At 72.4% G+C, this 19,652-nt stretch carries 21 protein-coding genes; 14 read left to right on the forward strand and 7 right to left on the reverse strand.

The features are described 5' to 3' along the window. The first annotated feature begins 23 nt into the window (after positions 1-23). The 6 genes from GA0070561_RS09790 to GA0070561_RS09815 are packed head-to-tail and all read left to right on the forward strand — an operon-like array spanning position 24 to position 5,198. Positions 24-521 (forward strand): 2Fe-2S iron-sulfur cluster-binding protein, encoded by a 498-nt coding sequence (locus tag GA0070561_RS09790; RefSeq protein WP_208603756.1) that lies wholly within the window; start codon positions 24-26, stop codon positions 519-521. After that, complete coding sequence (locus GA0070561_RS09795; protein WP_091398624.1) at positions 518-1,501, forward strand: FAD binding domain-containing protein; 984 nt, start codon at positions 518-520, stop codon at positions 1,499-1,501. The genes GA0070561_RS09790 and GA0070561_RS09795 overlap by 4 nt, the downstream gene beginning before the upstream one ends. Next, a complete protein-coding gene (locus GA0070561_RS09800; RefSeq protein WP_091398627.1) occupies positions 1,498-3,588 on the forward strand; it encodes a xanthine dehydrogenase family protein molybdopterin-binding subunit in 2,091 nt (696 codons plus the stop codon). Before GA0070561_RS09795 ends, GA0070561_RS09800 begins: the two co-directional genes overlap by 4 nt. 28 nt (positions 3,589-3,616) lie before the next feature. Beyond that, entirely contained in the window at positions 3,617-3,982 is a 366-nt protein-coding gene (locus GA0070561_RS09805; protein WP_091398629.1) for an ArsR/SmtB family transcription factor, read from the forward strand. Beyond that, positions 3,982-4,623, forward strand: coding sequence for an SRPBCC family protein (locus tag GA0070561_RS09810; protein WP_091398632.1), 642 nt, complete (start codon positions 3,982-3,984; stop codon positions 4,621-4,623). The genes GA0070561_RS09805 and GA0070561_RS09810 overlap by 1 nt, the downstream gene beginning before the upstream one ends. Positions 4,624-4,682: 59 nt before the next feature. Next, positions 4,683-5,198 (forward strand): NUDIX domain-containing protein, encoded by a 516-nt coding sequence (locus tag GA0070561_RS09815; protein WP_091398635.1) that lies wholly within the window; start codon positions 4,683-4,685, stop codon positions 5,196-5,198. A gap of 117 nt (positions 5,199-5,315) precedes the next feature. Here GA0070561_RS09815 and GA0070561_RS09820 read toward each other — a convergent pair whose 3' ends face one another. Together GA0070561_RS09820 and GA0070561_RS09825 are read right to left on the reverse strand one after the other, a co-directional pair. After that, positions 5,316-6,749 carry an ATP-binding protein gene (locus GA0070561_RS09820; RefSeq protein ID WP_091398637.1) on the reverse strand — a complete coding sequence of 478 codons (1,434 nt, stop codon included), beginning with the start codon at positions 6,747-6,749 and terminating at the stop codon, positions 5,316-5,318. Between the two features lie 39 nt (positions 6,750-6,788). Then, complete coding sequence (locus GA0070561_RS09825) at positions 6,789-8,447, reverse strand: NAD(P)/FAD-dependent oxidoreductase (protein WP_091398639.1); 1,659 nt, start codon at positions 8,445-8,447, stop codon at positions 6,789-6,791. A 151-nt stretch (positions 8,448-8,598) separates the two neighbouring features. Here GA0070561_RS09825 and GA0070561_RS09830 point away from each other — a divergent pair, with 151 nt between their 5' ends. From GA0070561_RS09830 to GA0070561_RS09840, 3 genes are all read left to right on the forward strand, one after another. Next, the gene (locus tag GA0070561_RS09830) at positions 8,599-10,836 is read left to right on the forward strand and encodes a hypothetical protein (protein WP_091398642.1); all 2,238 of its coding nucleotides are present in this window, start codon (positions 8,599-8,601) and stop codon (positions 10,834-10,836) included. A gap of 25 nt (positions 10,837-10,861) precedes the next feature. Beyond that, positions 10,862-11,353, forward strand: coding sequence for an SsrA-binding protein SmpB (gene smpB / locus GA0070561_RS09835; protein ID WP_088948483.1), 492 nt, complete (start codon positions 10,862-10,864; stop codon positions 11,351-11,353). A 128-nt stretch (positions 11,354-11,481) separates the two neighbouring features. Continuing rightward, positions 11,482-11,874, forward strand: coding sequence for an SCO5389 family protein (locus GA0070561_RS09840; protein ID WP_091398644.1), 393 nt, complete (start codon positions 11,482-11,484; stop codon positions 11,872-11,874). A gap of 46 nt (positions 11,875-11,920) precedes the next feature. On the opposite strand, the gene GA0070561_RS09845 is transcribed toward GA0070561_RS09840, so the two are convergent. Continuing rightward, entirely contained in the window at positions 11,921-12,787 is an 867-nt protein-coding gene (locus tag GA0070561_RS09845) for an aldo/keto reductase family oxidoreductase (RefSeq protein ID WP_091398646.1), read from the reverse strand. A gap of 139 nt (positions 12,788-12,926) precedes the next feature. Between GA0070561_RS09845 and GA0070561_RS09850 the strand changes: the two genes are divergently transcribed. From GA0070561_RS09850 to GA0070561_RS09870, 5 genes are all read left to right on the forward strand, one after another. Beyond that, a complete protein-coding gene (locus GA0070561_RS09850) occupies positions 12,927-13,370 on the forward strand; it encodes a winged helix-turn-helix transcriptional regulator (RefSeq protein ID WP_091398648.1) in 444 nt (147 codons plus the stop codon). 134 nt (positions 13,371-13,504) lie between these two features. After that, complete coding sequence (locus GA0070561_RS09855; protein ID WP_091398650.1) at positions 13,505-13,927, forward strand: TOBE domain-containing protein; 423 nt, start codon at positions 13,505-13,507, stop codon at positions 13,925-13,927. Continuing rightward, positions 13,924-14,709 carry a molybdate ABC transporter substrate-binding protein gene (modA, locus tag GA0070561_RS09860; RefSeq protein ID WP_244166137.1) on the forward strand — a complete coding sequence of 262 codons (786 nt, stop codon included), beginning with the start codon at positions 13,924-13,926 and terminating at the stop codon, positions 14,707-14,709. Before GA0070561_RS09855 ends, modA begins: the two co-directional genes overlap by 4 nt. Next, entirely contained in the window at positions 14,706-15,542 is an 837-nt protein-coding gene (gene modB, locus GA0070561_RS09865) for a molybdate ABC transporter permease subunit (protein WP_091398653.1), read from the forward strand. The genes modA and modB overlap by 4 nt, the downstream gene beginning before the upstream one ends. Continuing rightward, the gene (locus GA0070561_RS09870) at positions 15,539-16,606 is read left to right on the forward strand and encodes an ABC transporter ATP-binding protein (protein WP_091398656.1); all 1,068 of its coding nucleotides are present in this window, start codon (positions 15,539-15,541) and stop codon (positions 16,604-16,606) included. The genes modB and GA0070561_RS09870 overlap by 4 nt, the downstream gene beginning before the upstream one ends. An 83-nt stretch (positions 16,607-16,689) precedes the next feature. On the opposite strand, the gene GA0070561_RS09875 is transcribed toward GA0070561_RS09870, so the two are convergent. From GA0070561_RS09875 to GA0070561_RS09890, 4 genes are all read right to left on the reverse strand, one after another. Beyond that, positions 16,690-17,103, reverse strand: coding sequence for a hypothetical protein (locus tag GA0070561_RS09875; protein ID WP_091398659.1), 414 nt, complete (start codon positions 17,101-17,103; stop codon positions 16,690-16,692). A 29-nt stretch (positions 17,104-17,132) separates the two neighbouring features. Continuing rightward, positions 17,133-17,705 (reverse strand): GNAT family N-acetyltransferase, encoded by a 573-nt coding sequence (locus tag GA0070561_RS09880; RefSeq protein WP_091398662.1) that lies wholly within the window; start codon positions 17,703-17,705, stop codon positions 17,133-17,135. Between the two features lie 82 nt (positions 17,706-17,787). Beyond that, positions 17,788-18,228 (reverse strand): hypothetical protein, encoded by a 441-nt coding sequence (locus GA0070561_RS09885; RefSeq protein ID WP_091400117.1) that lies wholly within the window; start codon positions 18,226-18,228, stop codon positions 17,788-17,790. 34 nt (positions 18,229-18,262) lie between these two features. Further along, positions 18,263-19,489, reverse strand: a complete 1,227-nt coding sequence (locus GA0070561_RS09890; protein WP_091398665.1) for a hypothetical protein — start codon at positions 19,487-19,489, stop codon at positions 18,263-18,265. Positions 19,490-19,652 lie beyond the last annotated feature (163 nt).

A 19,652-nucleotide genomic window follows, 5' to 3' on the forward strand; every position in this document is an offset into this window, starting at 1 on the left:
TCGACGAGCGCCACTCGTCCCGGGTGACGGTCGAGGTCAACGGCGCGTCCCGTGAGGTGACCCTGGACAACCGCACCACCCTGCTCGACACGCTGCGCGAGCACCTCGACCTGACCGGGGCGAAGAAGGGCTGCGACCACGGCCAGTGCGGCTCCTGCACGGTGCTGCTCGACGGCCGCCGGGTGAAGAGCTGCCTGGTCTTCGCGGTCACCGTGGACGGCCGGTCGGTGGTGACAGTCGAAGGACTGGCGGGTCCGGACGAGCTGTCCCCGTTGCAGGCCGCTTTCATCGCGCACGACGCGTTCCAGTGCGGCTACTGCACCCCCGGGCAGCTCTGCTCCGCCCGCGGCATGCTCGACGAGGTCTCCCGAGGTTGGCCCAGCGCTGTCACCGACGACCTGAACACGCCCGCCGAGCTGATCGACGCGGAGATCCGCGAGCGGATGGCCGGCAACCTGTGCCGCTGCGCCGCGTACCCGCACATCGTCGCGGCCGTGCGCGAGACGGCGGCGTCCTCGTGAGGGCGTTCCGCTACCACCGACCCGCCGACGTAGCCGAGGCGGTCGCCGTGCTGGCGGCCGAACCACAGGCCGCCTACCTGGGCGGCGGAACCAACCTGGTGGACCTCATGAAGCTCGGGGTGCAACGCCCCGACGTGCTGGTGGACGTGACCCGGCTCCCACTCGACACCGTCGAGGGGCTGCCCGACGGTGGGCTGCGGATCGGCGCGACAGTCCGCAACAGCGACCTCGCGGCCCACCCGGTGGTACGCCGCGACTACCCGGTGTTGGCCCGCGCCCTGCTCGCCGCCGCCTCCGGACAGCTGCGCAACATGGCCACCACCGGCGGCAACCTGTTGCAGCGCACCCGCTGCGTCTACTTCCAGGACACCGGTAAGGCGTGCAACAAACGAGAGCCGGGCAGCGGTTGCGCCGCGCTGCACGGCCAGAACCGCGATCTGGCGGTGCTGGATTGGTCCGAGCAGTGCGTGGCCACCCACCCGTCCGACCTGGCCGTCGCGCTGGCCGCCCTCGACACTGTGGTGGAGGTGCACGAGGCCGACGGCCCCCGCGACATCCCGATCGCCGACGTCTACCGCTCCCCGGGCACCCACCCGGAACGGGAGACCACCCTGGCCCGGGGCGCGCTGATCACCGCCGTGCGGCTGCCACCCCTACCGGCCGCGCGCCGCTCGACGTACCTCAAGGTGCGCGACCGGGCCTCGTTCGCCTTCGCCGTCGGCTCGGTGGCCGCGGTGCTGGACCTCGACGGGGACGTGGTTCGCGACGTGCGGCTGGCGTACGGGGCGGTGGCGCACCGGCCGTGGCGGGCGTACCGGGCCGAGGAGGAGCTGCGCGGTCGTCCGTTCAGCCGCGAGTTGGCAGCGCGGGCCGCCGACGCGGAGCTGGCCGAGGCGCGCCCGTTGCGGCACAACGGCTTCAAGCTGCCACTGACCCGGGCCATCACCGTGCGGGCGCTCACCGAACTGGCGTCGTCGTGAGCACCGGGGCGGTCGGGCGGGCGTACCCCCGGCTGGAGGGCCCGGCGAAGGTCACCGGCACGGCCCGGTACGCGGTGGAGTACCCGGTGGACGGGATCACCTACGGCTGGGCGGTCCCGTCGGCGGTGGTGCGGGGCCGGATCACCCGGATCGACACGACGGAGGCGCTGGCGTCGCCCGGTGTGCTGGCCGTGGTGCACCACGGCAACGCGCCCCGGATGGCGCCCGGCCCGCAGCCGGAGCTGCGGCTGTTGCAGGAGCCGACCGTGCACTACCGGGGGCAGTACGTCGCCGTGGTGGTGGCCACCAGCCTGGAGGCGGCCCGCGAGGGTGCCCGACTGGTCCGCATCGACTACGACACCGGCCCGCACAGCACAGTGCTCACCGACGACCACCCCGGCCTGTACAAGCCGGACCAGGTCAACCCCAGCTATCCGACGGACACCGCCGAGGGCGACTTCGACGCCGGGTACGCGGCCGCCCCGGTGCGGGTGGACGTCACCTACCGGACGCCGGCGTACCACAACAACCCGATGGAGCCGCACGCCACAACGGCGCAGTGGCACGACGGACGGCTGCTGGTGCACGACTCCAACCAGGGCGCGTCGTCGGTGCGGGCCACCCTCGCAGAACTGTTCGAGGTGTCCCCGGAGTCGGTGCGGGTCGTGACCGAGCACGTCGGTGGCGGTTTCGGCAGCAAGGGTTACGCCAAGGCCGCAGTGGTGCTGACCGCCCTCGCCGCCCGGCACGTGGACCGCCCGGTCAAACTGGCGCTCACCCGCCAGCAACTGTTCGGGCCGATCGGCTACCGCACCCCCACCATCCAGCGGGTCCGCCTCGCCTCGGACGCCGACGGGCGACTCACCGCCATCTGCCACGACGCGATCAGCCAGACCTCGACCATCCACGAGTTCGCCGAGCAGACCGCGGTCTACACCCGCAGCATGTACGCCGCACCCCACCGCCGCACCACGCACCGGCTGGTCCGCCTCGACGTGCCCACGCCGTTCTGGATGCGCGCCCCCGGCGAGTGCCCCGGCGCGTACGCCCTGGAGTCCGCGGTGGACGAGCTGGCCATCGCCGTCGGCATGGACCCGGTGGAGCTGCGCATCCGCAACGACACGGAGGTCGACCCCGACCAGGGGCAGCCGTTCACCAGCCGCAACCTGGTCACCTGCCTGCGTGAGGGCGCGCAGCGGTTCGGCTGGGCGGACCGGGACCCGACGCCTCGCGCCCGGCGCGACGGACGCTGGCTGGTCGGCACGGGGGTGGCCGGGTCGAGCTACCCGGCCCGCGCCAGGCCGTCGTCGGCCAGGGCCACCGCCCGCCCCGACGGGAGCTTCCTCGTCCAGATCAACGCCACCGACATCGGCACCGGCGCCCGGACGGCGATCTGGCAGGTGGCCGCCGACGCGCTCGGGGTGCCGCCGGAGCGGGTGGAGATCCACATCGGCGACACCACCCTGCCGACCGCGCCGGTGGCCGGGGGCTCGATGGGCACCGCCAGTTGGAGCTGGGCGGTGATACGCGCCGCGCAGGCGCTGCGCGAGAAGCTGCGCGACGGCGGGCCGCCGACCGGCGAGGTGACGGCCGAGGCGGACACCACCGAGGAGGTGGGCGGGCAGCCCGCGCTGCCCCGGTACGCGTACGGGGCACACTTCGTCGAGGTGCGTGTCGACGCGGACACCGGCGAGGTACGGCTGAACCGGATGCTCGGGGTTTTCGCGGCGGGGCGGGTGGTGAACCCGACGACGGCGCGCAGTCAGCTCATCGGCGGCATGACGATGGGGCTGTCGATGGCGCTGCACGAGGAGGGCGTGCTCGACGAGCGGTACGGCGACTGGGTCAACCACGACCTGGCCACGTACCACATCACCGGCTGCGCGGACGTGGAGTCCATCGAGGCGTACTGGCTGGACGAGCGGGACGACGAGCTGAACCCGGCCGGGGTGAAGGGCCTCGGCGAGATCGGCATCGTCGGCGCCGCAGCGGCGGTCGCCAACGCGGTGCACCACGCGACCGGCGTACGGATCCGGGAACTGCCGATCCGGCTGGACAAGCTCATCGGAGTATCAGACTTGGCTTAAATAAGCCGTCAGTGATACAACTGTCGTCGTGCACGCCTTCGACGTGCTGGGCGATCCGGTCCGGCGCCGCATCCTGGAACTGCTCGCCGGTGGCGAGCAGACCGCCGGTGCGGTCAGCGCTGTCATCCGCGAGGAGTTCGGCATCTCCCAGCCTGCCGTGTCCCAGCACCTCAAGGTGTTGCGCGACAACGGCTTCGCCACCGTGCGGCCGGAGGGCACCCGGCGGCTCTACGCGGTCGACCCACGCCCACTGCGCGAGGTCGACGGCTGGCTGGAGCACTTCCGCCGGTTCTGGACCCCACCCCTGGCGGCACTCGCCACCGAGCTGGCCCGGGGCCGACGCGAGCGTCGGCTGCGCGGGCCCGCCGACCCACCCGACGAGAGGAACACCTGATGTTCGACGCCACCGAGCAGATCAACGCCGTCCAGCGGAAGGTCGGCAGCCGCACCCTGGAAGCCGGTGAGGCGCGGGTCACCACGATCAGCCAGACCTACCAGGCGACGGCCGAGGATCTGTGGGACGCCTGCACCAGCGCCGAGCGCATCCCGCGCTGGTTCCTTCCGATCTCCGGTGACCTGCGGCTGGGCGGCTCGTACCAGCTCCAGGGCAACGCCCACGGCACCGTCGAGAGCTGCGAGCCGCCGCACCGCTTCACCGCCACCTGGGAAATGGGCGGCGAGGTGAGCTGGATCGAGGTGCGGGTCACCCCGGTCGGCGACGAGCGGGCCCGGCTCGACCTGGACCACATCGCGCACGTCGACCAGGACCGGTGGGCCCAGTTCGGGCCGGGCGCGGTCGGTGTCGGCTGGGACCTCGGGCTGCTCGGCCTCGCCTCGCACCTGGCCGCCGACGGCAGCGGGATCACCCCGGAACAGGGTGCCGAGTGGACCGCCTCCGCCGAGGGACGACGGGCCATGGAGCTGAGCAGCCAGCTGTGGTGCGAAGCGAGCATCGCCGCCGGCACCGACGCCGACGAGGCGAAGGCCGCCGCCGAACGCACCACCGCCTTCTACACGGGCGACCCGGCAACCTGAGCGCGGGACGAGGCGGCGGCGCGGCAGCCTGGGTGGGTATCGGAGTAACGTGCTGCGGCATGACCGGCACGCCGTACTCGCACTGCTCCTCCTGCGGCGCCGCCTACCCGTCGGCCGCCGAGTGGCCGCGAGTCTGCGCGGTCTGCGGCGAGACCGTCTGGCGCAACCCGCTGCCGGTGGCGGTGGCGGTGCTGCCGGTCCGCACGGCCGAGGGCCTGGGTGTGGTGGTGGTCCGCCGGGACATCGAACCGGCCCGCGGCCTGCTCGCGCTGCCCGGCGGCTTCATCGAGTACGGCGAGGAGTGGTCCGACGCACTCGTGCGTGAGCTGCGCGAGGAGACCGGCCTGATCGCGGCGGCCGAGGACGCCCGCCTGTTCGCGGTGCACGGCGCACCGGCGGGCGGCACGATGATGGTCTTCGGAGTGCTGCCCGAGCGGGCGGCCGAGGACCTGCCACCGTCGGCGCCGACCGAGGAGGCAACCGAGTGGCTGGTGCTCACCGACCCGGTCGAGCTGGCGTTCTCCACCCACACCCGGGTACTCGCCGACTTCCTCACCCCCGACCACCCGGCCTGACCCCACCCCCGCCCCCGCCCCCGCCCCGCGATCTTGCACTTACTGTCCCGGCACAAGGGGCTCACCGTGCATATCGACAACCGAAACTGCAAGATCGGCGCGGCGGACGCGCGGACTTCAGTGCGGTGTGTCCTCGGTGATCGGCAGCAGGACCCGGAAGGTGGTGCGTCCCGGCTCGGTCTCCACCCGGATGTCGCCGTGGTGCTTGTGCACCACGATCCGGTACGAGATGTCCAGCCCCAGGCCGGTGCCCGCGCCGACCGGCTTCGTGGTGAAGAACGGCTCGAAGATGCGCGGACGCACCTCCGGCGGGATGCCCGGCCCGGTGTCGGTGATCTCCACCGCCAGTTGGTCGCCGATTCGTCCGGTGCGGACGGTCAGCACACCCTTCTCCCCCATCGCGCCCAACGCGTTGTCGATCAGGTTGGTCCACACCTGGTTCAGCTCGGCCGCGTACGCCGGGACCGGTGGGAGGTCCCTGTCGTACTCGCGGACCAGCTTGACCTCGGCGGGAATCTTGCCCTTGAACATCACCAGCGTGGCGTCGAGCAGGTCGTGCACGTCCACCACCCGGTGCGGCGCGCGGTCCAGCTGCGAGTACTGCTTGGCGGCGCCGACGAGCCCGGAGATCCGGGTGACCGCGTCGCCGATCTCGCGCATCAGCAGCTCGGTGTCGACGGTGTAGGTGAGCCAACGCACCGCCGCCTCCAGGTCCGCGGCGCCGACCGCGGCCTTGACCCGCGCCAGCCAGGCCGCGTCGAGCCCACCGCCGACCAGGATCGGCGCCAGGTCCCAGGCACCGCCGACGCCATGGTCCTCCAGCCAGTCGGTGAGGGTGTCCTCGGCGTCGGCGGTGGCCATCGGGGTCAGCTTCGGCGCGGTGGCCACCCGGGCGACCGCCTCCTCCTGCAACGCGACCAGGCCGTGCAGGGCGCTTCCGTCGAGCCGCCCGTCGGCGATCATGGCGAGCTTGTGCCGCATCCCGGCGACCCGGTCCCGCAGAACCGACGTGGCCCGCACCGCCGCCGCGGCCGGATTGTTCAGCTCGTGGGTCAACCCCGCCGAGAGCGAACCGAGGGCCAGCAACCGCTCCCGCTCACCGACGATGGCCTGACTGTCCCGCATTCCGAAGAACAGCCCCTCCAACAGGTGCATGGGCATCGGGAACCAGGACCGCAGGGCGTACGCGAAGTCCTCCGCCGGCAGCACGAAGAACTCCGCGTCGGTCACCGCCCGCAGGCTGTTGCGGTAGATCTGGTCGACCTGGTCACCCAGGTACGCCTGAGTGGCCCCGCCGTACACCCCGCGCTGGTCGGTCCGGCTGACCTCGACGTCGTCGCCGCGCACCAGGCGACTCAACGCCACCGCCCCGCGCACCAGCACGAAGAAGCAGGTCGCAGGCTCACCCTCGCCGTACACGAGGGTGCCGCCGGCGCGCTGCTCGACCCGGCCGTGCTCGGCCAGCCAGTCGAGCTGCCCGTCGTCGAGCGCCTCGAACAGAAACAGAGTGCGCAACTGCGCCGATGTCAGCCGGTCAGACTCGGTGGTCACAGGGACTCCTTCGCTCGCGACTGGGCTCGCAGAACCGGCTCATTGGGCCTCCAGGTAGCGGTGCACCAGCGACACCGCCATCGCACCCTCGCCGACGGCCGAGGCGACCCGCTTGACCGACTCGGCCCGCACGTCCCCGGCGGCGAACACCCCCGGCACGCTGGTCTCCAGGTGGTACGGGTCGCGCGACAGCGACCAGCCGGCCGGCCGCCGCCCCCCGGCGAGCAGATCCGGACCGGTCACGATGAAACCACGGTCGTCGCGGACCAGCACCCCGTCCAGCCAGTCGGTGCGGGGCTCCGCGCCGATGAAGATGAACAGCCAGGAGGTGTCGACCGAGCGGGCCTCACCGGTGCGGGTGTCGCACAGGGTGAGCCGTTCCAGGTGGTCCTCCCCCGCCCCGCCGACCACGGCGGTGTGCGGGTGCACGGTGATCCGGTCGATCCGTTCCAGCTGGTCGATCAGGTAACGCGACATCGAGGCGGTCAGGTCCGCACCACGGATGAGCAGGTGCACCCTCGACGCGTACCGGGAGAAGTGGACCGCCGCCTGGCCGGCGGAGTTCGCCCCGCCGACGATGTAGACGTCCTGCTCGACGCAGCTCGGCGCCTCGGTGGCGGCGGCGCCGTAGAACACCCCCCGCCCGGTGAAGTCGGCCAGCCCCGGGGCGTCGAGCACCCGGTACGACACACCGGTGGCCAGCACCACTGTGTGCGCGGCGATCTCGGTGCCGTCGCCGAAGCGCAGCAGCCGGGCGCCGCCGGCCTCGCTGAGACCGACCACCTCCCGGGCGCTGAGCAGCTCGGCGCCGAATTTGACCGCCTGCCGCCGGGCCCGATCGGTCAACTGCGCGCCGGAGACACCGTCCGGGAAGCCCAGGTAGTTCTCGATCCGGCTGCTCTGCCCGGCCTGACCGCCGGTCGCCCGTCGCTCCACGAGCACGGTGCGCAGCCCCTCCGACGCGCCGTACACCGCCGAACCGAGACCGGCGGGGCCGCCACCGATCACCACCAGGTCGTAGAAGTCACACGCCGGCACCACCGTCAACCCGGCCAGCGCGGCCAACTCGGCCTCGCTCGGGGCGACCAACGCCTTGCCCTCCGGCGTCACCACCAGGGGTACGTCCGCCTCGGTGGCCCCGGCCGCGTCGAGCAACCGGACGCCTTCCGGATCGTCGGACAACAGCCACCGGTACGGCACCAGGTTGCGGGCCAGGAAGTCGCGGACCTTGAACGACGGCGCCGACCAGCGGTGCCCGACGACCCGGATCTCCGCGCTGGCCGCGTCCGGGGTGACCGCCCACGCCTCCAGCAGCCCGTCGACCACCGGGTACAGCTTCTCCTCCGGTGGGTGCCAGGGCTTGAGCAGGTAGTGGTCCAGGTCGACCACGTTGATCGCCTCGATCGCGGCGTCGGTGTCCGCGTACGCGGTGAGCAGCACCCGGCGGGCCGCCGGGAAGATGTCCATGGCCGCTTCCAGGAACTCGACACCGGTCATCTCCGGCATCCGGTGGTCGGCCAGCAGCAACGCCACCTGTTCGCCGCGCAGTTTGACCTCGCGCAGCGCGTCCAGCGCCTCCGGCCCGGAGGACGCCCGCAACACCCGGTAGCGGTCGCCGTAGCGGCGCCGGATGTCCCGGGCCACCGCCCGGGACACCACGGGGTCGTCGTCGACGGTCAGGATCACCGGGTTCGCCATGGCGCCATGAAATCACCTGTCGAGGGTCGACCGCACCATCGCCGAGGCCCGGCCCACGGTTGACCGCCCCGCAGACGGGTAAGCCGGAAAGCCGCGCGGGCGGCCGGACATCGACGACCCGCACGGTTGCCGCGCACACCTCGGGGGGCCCATGGCGGACGCGACACCGACCGGACCGACGACGTCGGGCGGGATCGTGGAGCTGCGGGTGCACGGTGTCTCCGGCGCGGGCGCGGACCAGGTGTTGGACCGGCCGTACGTGCACCAGGTCGCTGGGGACCGCAGCGGAGGCTTCTACCGACCGCGCCCCGGCTATCCCGACTCCACCGGAACGGACGGGGTGACGCTGGAGGCGTACCGCTGGAGTGACCTGCCGTCCGGCACGGCCGTGCGGACGCTGTCGCTGGTCTTCCTGCTGCCGTTCATGCTCTGCAACGTGGCGCTCTGGATGCGTCCGGCGAACACCGTCTCGCAGCGCGGCTTCATGGCGCTGTGCCGGGTGCTCGCCCTCACCCTCACCGTGCTCTACGTGCTCTCCATCGTCGGAGTGGCGCTGGACCTGGTCGCCTGGCGCTGCATGGACACCCCGTCGTGCCTGGCCGGCCGGAGCTGGCTGTCCTGGCTGGGCGGGCGCCCGCCCGGGCTGCGCCTGGGTGTGCTGGCGCTCGTGCCGGTCGCCGCCATCGGGCTCGTCTGGTGGTTGGGCGCTCGCCCGGGCCATTCGTTCGACGCGTTCCGGACGCCCTCGACGCTGACGTCGAAACACCAGTTGAGCGCCGTCGGCCAGTGGGACGGCGAGCCGCTGGTGGGTCGACTGCGCTCGGTCCACGTCGCGGCGGCGTTCGCCACGCTGAGCGCCAGCCTGCTGGCCGCGCGAGCCAGCCAGCACCGCTCGTGGGTGATGGTGACCCTGATGACGGCCACCGCGGCGGTGCTGCTGGCCTGCCTGGTCCTGGTCACCGTGGTGCCGAGCATCGACCGCACCGACCCGTCGCCCCGGGTGGACGGGGTCTTCCGCGGGCTACGCACCATCGCCTGCGGCCTGACGATGCTGGTGATCGTGCACGTCGTCATCAGCCCGGCACCGTGGCCGCAAGGCGGTGCGCTACCCGGTTACGGCGCGATCGTGGCCTGGCTGTTCGTCAGCCAGACGGTGCTGGTGGTCGCGCTCGCCGCGCTGGTGATCTGGCGGCGGGGCGGCGGGCAGAGCCGGTCACCCATCCGCGCGTTGGGAGCGCCGGTCTTCATGACGATCTCGGCCGGGCTCGCCGTGGCATTCTCGGCCGAGCTGGTCTACCGGGTGGCGGACCTGCTCGATCGCGAGGGGACGACAGCGGACGGCCTGGAAACCAGCCCTCCCCTGGCGTACAAATGGGCGATCTTCGGGTTTTTCCTGGCCGTGGTGACCGCACTGCTGGTGGCCGGCCTGGTCACCAGGATGACCCGGCGCGGGCGGCGGCGGGCCGCGCGGGCGATCGTGGCCGCCGACTTCCCGGACGCGCCGCCGCGGGCGGCGGCCCGGCTGCGGCGGGTCGAGCAGGCGGTAGCCCGGGCCCGCTTCACCGAACGGTTGGAACCGCTCTCCGTGGTGTACGCCAGCCTGGCGGCGCTCGGCCTGGCCACCAGCGTGCTCGGCCTGCTCCAGCTCCCACCCGGCGACGTGGCGCAGCGCTACATCGGCGTGCCGGAGGGCATGGTCAACTTCCTGATCGGTTCGGGTAGCTACGTGATCGCCGCGATCCTGCTCGGCCTGGTGGTGGGTGGCATCTTCGCGTACCGGACGGCGCAGTTCCGTCGGTACGTGGGGGTGCTCTGGGACCTGGGCACCTTCTGGCCCCGGGCGGCGCACCCGTTCGCGCCGCCCTGCTACGCCGAGCGGGCCGTGCCGGAGTTGGCCAAGCGGATCACCTACCTGGTGGAACAGGGGCAGGGTGTGCTGCTGGCCGGACACAGCCACGGCTCGGTGCTGCTCGCCGCCACGGTCCTGCAACTGCCCACCCGGATCACCGAGCGGGTCGCCCTGCTGACCTACGGGTCACCGCTGGGCCGGCTGTACTCCCGGCTCTTCCCGGCGTACGCCGACGAGCCGGCGCTGCGGGAGATCGGCGAACGGATCGGCTGGCGCTGGATCAACCTGTGGCGCGACACCGACCCGATCGGCGGCTGGATCTTCGCCTCCCACCGTCCCGGGGAGGCCGAGGCACTGACCGGTCCGCCGGCGACCGTGGACCGGCGGTTGACCGACCCGCAGGACGTGGTGCCGGCGCCCAGCGACAGCGTTCCCCCGCCGATCCTCGGACACTGGCCGTGTGAGTCGCAGGAGGCGTTCGGGGACGCGGTACGGGACCTGACCGCGCGACTGCTCGCCGAACGCCGGACGACCGGCTGAGGCAGCGGCCGGATATCGTCGCGGGGTGAGCCCCTCCAAGCAGCCCGAACGCCGGTTGATCGCCTCGAACAAGAAGGCCCGGCACGAGTACACAGTGCTGCGCACGTACGAGGCGGGCATCGTGCTGGTCGGCACCGAGGTGAAGTCGCTGCGCGAGGGGCGGGCCTCGCTGGTGGACGCGTTCGCGCACGAGCGCGACGGCGAGATCGTGTTGTACGGCCTGCACATCGCCGAGTACACCTACGGCACCTGGACAAACCACGCTCCCCGCCGCAACCGCAAGCTGCTGCTGCACCGCGCCGAGATCGACCGGATCCTGGACAAGGTCCGCGAGGGTGGGGTGACCATGGTTCCGCTGTCGATGTACTTCGAGAACGGCTACGCCAAGGTCGAGCTGGCCCTGGCCAAGGGCAAGCGCTCCTACGACAAGCGGCAGACGCTCGCCGAGCGCGACGCCAACCGCGAGATCGCCCGCGAGCTGGGCCGGCACCTCAAGGGCCACCCCCGCCGGCCCTGACCTCCTTCGGATCGCCGTTCTTTCACGCGGCACGCCCTGCGGGTCGTTGACGTCCCCGCGATGACGTGGTCTGCTCAGTCGACACCGTTAATGAAAACGGTAATCATTAGCTGATGCGGAGGAGAACCATGTCTCTCACTGTCCCGCCCGCCCTGCTCGACGCCGCCGAACGCGGCCCCATCGACGACGAGGCGTTCATCGCCTGCGTCCGTGACTCGTTGCCATACGCCTGGGCCACCGTCAGCCGGGTGGTCGCCGAGCTGGAGGCCGGCGACGCCGACCTGGCCGACAACGTCGTCCCGCCGCCCACCGACGCCGACCGGGGTCAGCTGCTCCGCGCGCTGGCGAGCGACGCGATCCGCGGCGGTCTGGAGCGACACTTCGGCGTACGCCTGGCGTTCCAGAACTGCCACCGCGTCGCCGCGTTCCGCCCGTCGGCCGTCGACGGGGAGCGCTACCGCCGCTTCGTGTCGACGCGTGGCCAACTGCTCAACCAGTCGCCGGAGCTGCGCAACTGCTGAGGGCACAGGGTGGACCCGTCGGAAACACCGGCGGGTCCACCCTTCGCTAGCGGCCGATCTTGTCCAGCTCGGCGAGGTCGTCGTCGGAGAGGGAAAGGGCGGCGCCCGCGATGTTCTCGTGCAGGTGTGTCGCGGACGAGGTGCCCGGGATCAGCAGGATGTTCGGCGAACGCTGCAGCAGCCAGGCCAGGGCGACCGACATCGGTGCCGCCTCCAGCCGAGCGGCCACGGTCGAGAGCACTGAGGACTGCAGAGGGCTGAAGCCGCCGAGCGGAAAGAACGGCACATAGGCGATGCCCTGCTCGGCGAGCGCGTCGATCAGCTCGTCGTCCTGGCGGTGCGCGAGGTTGTACATGTTCTGCACGCACACGATCGGCGCGATGGCCTGCGCCTCGGCGACCTGCTCCGGCGTCGCGTTGCTCACTCCGAGGTGCCGGATCAGGCCCTGCTGCTGAAGGCCGACGAGTGTCTCGAACGCCTCGGCGACCGAACCGGGCTGCGGGCCCGCGGCGTCGCCGAGCCGGAGGTTGACAAGGTCGAGCACGTCGAGACCGAGGGTCTCGAGATTCTCGTGCACGGACCGGCGCAGGCTTTCCGGGTCACGGGCCGGTGGCCAGCCGCCCTGCTGGTCGCGGTTCGCGCCGACCTTGGTCACGATGTGCAGCGAATCGGGGTACGGGTGCAGCGCCTCCCGGATCAGCTGGTTGGTGACATGCGGCCCGTAGGCCTCGGAGGTGTCGATGTGGGTGATGCCAAGCTCGACGGCCGCGCGAAGGACGGCGAGTGCGCCCCCGTGGTCGGCCGGCGGTCCCATGACCCAGGGGCCGGCCAGCTGCATGGCGCCGTAGCCGAACCGGGTGACCGGCAGGTCTCCCAGCGTCCAGGTGCCGCCGGGAAGGGAGGTGGAGACCATGTTCGTACCTCTGGCTTTCGTGTCGCACCGAGCGGTGCTGGTGCATCATCTTCCTGCTCCACTATCGGGGTGTAACTTCACTACGGGAAGTAGGCACCCGAAGGTGCGTAACGCCCCCAGCGGCGGGAGGAACGGTCCGATGACAACGACGACGGCGGCGCGGAAGAGAGTTCAGGCCAAGGCGGAATATGACGCCTTCCTGGCGCAGTGTCCGAGCCGCAAGCTGCTCGACCGCATCGCGGACAAGTGGGTCACGTTGGTTCTGGCCGCGCTACGCAGCGACGGTTCGCACCGGTTCGGCGCCGACTGCGCCGGCGAGCCGCGGCCGATGCGGTACTCGGAGCTGTCGCGCCTCCTGGCCGGGGTCAGTCAGAAGATGCTGACCCAGACACTGCGCTCCCTGGAACGCGACGGTCTGATCACCCGCACCGTGGTGCCGACCGTGCCCGTCACCGTCACCTACGAGCTGACCGACCTCGGTGTCTCCCTGCACGAGGTGGTACGCGGCCTGAAGGGCTGGGCCGAAACGCACATGGACGACGTGCTCGCCAACCGCGCGACGTACGACAACCAGGTCGCCTGAGCCGCTCCCCCTCCGCCCGACCGAACCACGCAACATCCGGTCGCGCACCTACGGCCGCAGAAGCCCACGGGAGTACGCAGACACAGCACGGTCCGGCCTTTCGTGCTCGCAGATGCGGCAGCTAGGGTGAGCCGGTGACGATGTTCCGGATCGGTGAGGCGGCCGACCTGCTCGGTGTCAGCAGCGACACCATTCGCCGCTGGATCGATGCCGGGCGGCTGACGGCCGGGCGCGACGAGCACGGCCACCGGGTGATCGACGGGGTCGACCTGGCCGCGTTCGCCCGCGCCCAGGCCGCCGACCCGGACGCGGGCGCCGAGTTCTCCTCGGCCCGCAACCGGCTGCGCGGCATCGTCGTCGACGTCCGTAAGGACACGGTGATGGCCCAGGTCGACATCCAGGCCGGCCCGTTCCGCGTCGTGTCGCTGATGAGCCGGGAGGCGGTCGACGAGCTCGATCTGCGGGTCGGGTCGATGGCCGTCGCGGTGATCAAGTCGACCACGGTGGTGGTGGAGCGGGCCGCACCCGCCCCGAGCAGGGGAAGGTCGGGCGGATGAGCGCGCGGGCGACGCGTACGGCGATGGCCGTGGTCATGGCGCTGACGGTCGCGGGCTGCGCCGCGGGCGACGACCGGGCCGCTGGCGGTGCCGCGGACGGCCGGATCACTGGCGCGGTGACGGTGTTCGCGGCCGCCTCGCTGACCGAGTCGTTCCGCCGGATCGGCAAGGACTTCGAGGCCGCCAACCCCGGCAGCACCGTGACCCTCAACGTCGCGGGCAGCTCCGCCCTGGCCAACCAGATCAACCAGGGTGCGCCGGCGGACGTGTTCGCCTCCGCCGCCCCGGCGAACATGGCCACGGTCACCAAGGCGGGCAACGCCGAGGGCGCACCGACCACCTTCGCCCGCAATCAGTTGGTCATCGCGGTGCCCCGGGGCAACCCGGGAGGGGTGACCGGGCTGGCCGACCTGAGCAGGCCCGGCGTGAAGGTGGCGCTCTGCGCCGACCAGGTGCCCTGCGGCGCGGCGGCCCGTACCGTCCTGGACGCGGCCGGCGTCGCCCTGACGCCGGTCACCCTGGAACAGGACGTCAAGGGCGCGCTCGCCAAGGTGAAGCTCGGCGAGGTCGACGCGGCACTGGTCTACCGCACGGACACGCGGGCGGCGAGCGCCGACGTGACCGGCGTGGAGTTTCCCGAGTCGGCGCGGGCGGTCAACGACTACCCGATAGTCGCGTTGAAGGACGCGCCGAATCCGGATGGCGCACGGGCCTTCGTCGCGTACGTCCGCTCGGCGCCGGCGCAGGCGGTCCTTGCCGAGGCGGGGTTCCAGGCTCCGTGAGGCAGGTCCACGACCACAGCACACCCCGCCGTCGGCCGGCCACGTCTCGACGGCGGGGTCGGGTGCCGGCGGCGCTGCTGATCCCCGCCGGGCTGGGGTTGCTGTTCCTCGTCCTGCCGTTGGCGGGGCTGCTGATCCGGGCACCGTGGACGACCCTGCCGGAGCGGCTCACCGAGCCGGGCGCGTTGACCGCCCTGCGGCTGTCGGTGCAGACCGCCACCCTGGCCACCGCGCTCTGTCTGTTGCTCGGGGTGCCGCTCGCCTGGGTGCTGGCCCGGGTCGAGTTTCCCGGCCGTCGGCTGGTACGCGCGCTGGTCACCGTGCCGCTGGTGCTGCCGCCGGTGGTCGGTGGGGTGGCGCTGTTGCTGGTCTTCGGGCGGCGTGGCCTGCTCGGGGGCTGGCTCGACAGCACGTTCGGCGTCACCCTGCCCTTCACCACCACGGGTGTGGTGCTGGCCGAGGCGTTCGTCGCCATGCCGTTCCTGGTGATCGCCGTGGAGGGTGCGCTACGCGCCGCCGACCATCGCTTCGAGGAGGCCGCGGCGACGTTGGGCGCCAGCCGGTGGACCACCTTCACCCACGTCACGCTGCCGCTGGTGGCGCCCGGTCTGGCCGCCGGGGCGGTGCTCTGCTGGGCGCGGGCGCTCGGCGAGTTCGGTGCCACCATCACCTTCGCCGGCAACTACCCCGGTCGGACGCAGACCATGCCGCTCGCCGTCTACCTGGCGTTGGAGACGGACCTGGAGTCGGCGATCGTGCTCAGCCTGGTGCTGCTCGTCGTGTCGGTGGGCATCCTGGTGGCGTTGCGGGACCGCTGGATGACCACCGCATGAGCGACCGACTTCTCGACGCGCGGCTCGTCGTCGACCGGGGCGTCTTCCGGCTCGACGTGCCGCTGCGGGTCGCGCCGGGCGAGGTGGTGGCGCTGCTCGGCCCGAACGGCGCCGGCAAGACCACCGCGCTGCGGGCGTTGGCCGGGCTGCATCCCCTCACCGACGGGCACGTCACCCTCGACGACGTCGACCTGGACCGCCCGGCGACCGGTGGCTGGGTGCCCACCGAACACCGGTCGATCGGCGTGGTCTTCCAGGACTACCTGCTCTTTCCGCACCTCAGCGCATTGGACAACGTGGCCTTCGGGCCGCGCCGGCACGGCGTCGAGCGGCGGGCCGCCCGCGCCACGGCCCGGGAGTGGCTGGGTCGGGTGGGGCTTGACGCGCAGGCGCAGCGCCGGCCGCGGCAGCTCTCCGGCGGTCAGGCGCAGCGGGTGGCGCTGGCCCGCGCGCTGGCCGTGGCGCCGTCGCTGCTGCTGTTGGACGAGCCGCTCGCCGCGCTGGACGCCCGCACCCGGCTGGACACCCGTGCGGAGCTGCACCGGCACCTGTCCGCGCACGCGGGCGCGACGGTGCTGGTCACCCACGACCCGCTGGACGCGCTGGCGTTGGCCGACCGGCTGGTCATCGTCGAGGGTGGCCGGGTGGTGCAGGAGGGCGACGGGCCGAGCGTCACCGCCCGCCCGCGCACCGACTACGTCGCCCGGCTGGTCGGTCTGAACCTGTACCGGGGTCGCGCCGACGGGCACGGGGTGCGGGTGTCGCCGGAGCTGACCCTCACAGTCGCCGACCGGTTGGACGGCGAAGCGTTCGTGGCGTTTCGCCCGGCCGCGGTGGCTCTGCACCCGGCCCGGCCGGAGGGCAGCCCACGGAACACCTGGGCGGGCACGGTGGCCGGCGTCCAGCGCCACGGTGACAACGTGCGGGTGCAACTGGACGGGCCGATCGGGGTGGCCGCCGACGTCACGCCGGCCGCCGCCGCGCAGCTGCGGCTGATCCCCGGTCAGCAGGTCTGGGTGGCGGTCAAGGCGACCGAGACCCACGCGTATCCGGCCACCGGTTGACCCGACGCCGGCCACATCGTCACCGGGGTGGACCCGGCCGGCGCGTCCCTCACCGCCGCCCGTGCCAAGCAGACAGCCGCGAGTCAGCCGGCGAGCAGGTCGGCGTGTGCGGCGCGCAGCCGGGCCAGCGTCGGGTCGCCGCCCGGGACGACCCGGCTGTCCAGCTCGGCCCACGCCTCGGCCAGCGCCGCGCGGACCGCGCCAAGCTCGGCGGCGTGCCGCTGTGTGCTGCGTCGGTGCTGCTCCTCGAGGCGGCGGGCCCAGCCGGCGGTGACCGTCGCGAGCCGGTCGGCGTCGGCGCGGGCCTGGGCGCCGCTGCGGGCTGCGGCGGCGGGGACGATCGCGGCGACCGGACGCGGATCGCCGTCGCGGGTGACGACGGTGACCGCGTCGGTCAGCTCGGCCAGCGCGACGAGCTGACTGAACCGGGTGCGCGCCTCACGCAGCGGCACGGAACGCGGCGGGTCGGAATGAGGGGTGAGCGCGGGGACGGCCATGGATGCATGGTGCCGCGCGGGTATGACAACTATTCGCTGTCGTCAGTGGACGGTGCGTGGCGGGCAGACCACTCGTCGGCCAGCACCGACCAGACCTCGAGGTCGATCCGACCGTGCGGACCCGGGCTGACCTGGCGCAGCGTGCCGTCGAGGCGCAGGCCGAGCCGGTCGGCGAGGGCCTTGCTGCGGGTGTTGTCGGCGTTGGTACGCCACTCCACCCGTTGGATGCCGCGCTCGCGCACCGCCCAGTCGACGATCCGGCGCACCGCCGGGGCGACGATGCCCCTGCCCTGCGCTGCCGGCTCCACCCAGCAACCGACCTCGCAGACGCCCCGGGTCACGTCGAACGACACGAACATGACCCCACCGACGAGCGTGCCCCGCCACCACAGCCCCCAGATGCCACCGCTGTCGCTGGCCCAGAAGTCGGCGTAGCGCTGCAACACCGCACGGGCCGACGGCAGGTCGGTGGCGACGAAGGACGGCGACACCCAGGGCTGGATGTGCTCACGGGCCCGATCGAGGTGGGCGAGGAACTCCTCGGCCCGCCACGGGTTCAACGGGCTCAGCTCGACGTCCTCGGTCAGCGGCAGGGCGAACACCGGGCCTCCAATCAATGCGCTTCTCACGTGGGTAGCCAGGCTCGCACAGGCACCTCGGTCGAGGCACGGCCGCCCTGCGCGCTCACGCCGGCAGGTGGGTACGTAGCGCGGCGAACTGGGCCACGGTCAGATAGGAGGGGTTGGCGGCCTGCGGCTGACGGAACACCTCCAGGGCGGCGAGCCGGTCATCGGCGCGCAACAGCAGCCGGGAAACCCGGTCCCGTTCGGCGAGGATGGGCAGATCCAGCGGCACCGACCACGGCTGCCCCGGTGCGCCTGGCTCGGCCGCCCCGGTGACCCGCCCGACACCCCACACTCCGTACGGCAGTCGGCCCCGGCTGCCGCTGGCCCAGAAGACCACCGGTTGCCCGGCGCGCATCAACCGCGCCCGGTAACCGGGGCGCACGCACCAGTTCGTCACCAGTGGCTCACTGGCGAACCGGGCGGCGAGGTCGACCAGGTCCGCGTTGCCCTTGATCAGCCAGGCGCCCAGGTCGTCAAGGCGTACCCGTGGCTCGGTCATCGCGTACATCTTGCCCGGCCGACGGCAGCGCCAATCAGATGATCATGTGGGTCCAGTAGCTGAGCCAGAGCACGAACAGCACGCCCTGCACCACGGCGAGCGTCGCGGTCAGCCACACGTCGACGCTGGCGTGGCGGGCCCAGCGGGCCAGCACCAGCGCCACCGGAAAGGCGGCGAGCAGATAGCGCAGCAGGCTCTTGTACACCGGCGGGCCCATCGACAGCGGCACCAGCACCATGAGGACGCCGTACACCAGGTAGGCCAGCTCCCGGCGGCGGAACCCGGCGACCAGCACGGCCAGGACGGCCACGGCGAACCACGCCCGAGCGGCGTCGCGCGGCTCCCCGGTCAACCCGTTGAGCAGCACCGGAACGGGGTTCTGCACCTTGATGCCCCATCCGGTCTCCTGGGCGTGCTGGTAGGCGAACCAGTCCCCACCCCGCCACCGGCAGTACGCCATGAAGGTGAACCATCCGGCGGGCAGCAGCAGCAACGGCCAGCCGATCCGGAGGTAGCCGAGCAGGGCGCGCGGCCCGAGCCGCCAGTCGTGCTGCCGGAGCAGCACCAGGGCCAGCGGCAGCGCCACGAGCAGGCCGACGGAGCGGCTCATCGCCAGGAAGTAGCCGATCACGCCGACCAGCAGCCACCGGCGTCGCTCGGCGTAGTAGAAGGCGGCCAACGCGAGGCAGACGAAGAGCGACTCGGTCAGCGCGGCCTGGAACAGGAACGCGGTCGGCAGCAGCACCAGGTACCGGGTGAACCGGCGGGCCGCGTACGCGTCGCCGAGCAGCAGCTCCGCCAGCCGGTAGCCGTACCAGAGCGCCAGCAGGAACGCGACGTTGCTGATCACCAGCAGGGCCAGCGCGTTGTCGCCGCCGAGCACCGCGCCGAGGGGCCGGGCCAGAAACGGGTACAGCAGCGGGAATCCGAAGTCTCGCCACGGCCCGGTCAGCGGCAGCTCGCTCAGCCGCAGGTAGAGCAGCGAGTCCCAGGCGAACCAGAAGGAGATCCACCGGTGCCCGGAGATCTCCCGCTGTTGCGCCCACATCAACGTCTCGTCGGCCGGCGGCGCGCCGGGGATGTCGTCCCAGGCGTGCAGGACCAGGAGCCCGAGCAGTGTGAGCAGCAGCTTCGCGCCGAGGAACAGACCGATGACGTACGGCCAGGGCGCCGGCACCCGGCGGGCCAGGCGCGCTCCGCCGCGGCCGGCCGCGACCGCCCGGGCGGCCAGCGTCGCCGCGCCGCTGCGCCACCGGTCCATCGCCCCGCTTCCCCGCTCCCCCGGACCGCCGGCCGCGCGGGGGAGTCGCTCTTCTCGTGGTACGCCGCAGCGCGCCCCGCCGAAGCGAGGACCAGCTATCACTAAGTGTGACATTCTGCCCATAGCGGGTAGACGCCGCGCCTCAATCATGGCGGTGAGCAGG

Source organism: Micromonospora saelicesensis (genome assembly GCF_900091575.1).
Taxonomy (GTDB): domain Bacteria; phylum Actinomycetota; class Actinomycetes; order Mycobacteriales; family Micromonosporaceae; genus Micromonospora; species Micromonospora saelicesensis.

What these genes read in the sequence shown, in the direction of transcription:
- GA0070561_RS09810 (WP_091398632.1), top strand. Translation starts at nt 3,982, where the DNA reads ATGTTCGACGCCACCGAGCAGATCAACGCCGTCCAGCGGAAGGTCGGC.
- GA0070561_RS09815 (WP_091398635.1), top strand. Translation starts at nt 4,683, where the DNA reads ATGACCGGCACGCCGTACTCGCACTGCTCCTCCTGCGGCGCCGCCTAC.
- GA0070561_RS09825 (WP_091398639.1), bottom strand. Translation starts at nt 8,447, where the DNA reads ATGGCGAACCCGGTGATCCTGACCGTCGACGACGACCCCGTGGTGTCC.
- GA0070561_RS09830 (WP_091398642.1), top strand. Translation starts at nt 8,599, where the DNA reads ATGGCGGACGCGACACCGACCGGACCGACGACGTCGGGCGGGATCGTG.
- GA0070561_RS09840 (WP_091398644.1), top strand. Translation starts at nt 11,482, where the DNA reads ATGTCTCTCACTGTCCCGCCCGCCCTGCTCGACGCCGCCGAACGCGGC.
- GA0070561_RS09845 (WP_091398646.1), bottom strand. Translation starts at nt 12,787, where the DNA reads ATGGTCTCCACCTCCCTTCCCGGCGGCACCTGGACGCTGGGAGACCTG.
- GA0070561_RS09850 (WP_091398648.1), top strand. Translation starts at nt 12,927, where the DNA reads ATGACAACGACGACGGCGGCGCGGAAGAGAGTTCAGGCCAAGGCGGAA.
- modA (WP_244166137.1), top strand. Translation starts at nt 13,924, where the DNA reads ATGAGCGCGCGGGCGACGCGTACGGCGATGGCCGTGGTCATGGCGCTG.
- GA0070561_RS09870 (WP_091398656.1), top strand. Translation starts at nt 15,539, where the DNA reads ATGAGCGACCGACTTCTCGACGCGCGGCTCGTCGTCGACCGGGGCGTC.
- GA0070561_RS09875 (WP_091398659.1), bottom strand. Translation starts at nt 17,103, where the DNA reads ATGGCCGTCCCCGCGCTCACCCCTCATTCCGACCCGCCGCGTTCCGTG.
- GA0070561_RS09885 (WP_091400117.1), bottom strand. Translation starts at nt 18,228, where the DNA reads ATGACCGAGCCACGGGTACGCCTTGACGACCTGGGCGCCTGGCTGATC.
- GA0070561_RS09890 (WP_091398665.1), bottom strand. Translation starts at nt 19,489, where the DNA reads ATGGACCGGTGGCGCAGCGGCGCGGCGACGCTGGCCGCCCGGGCGGTC.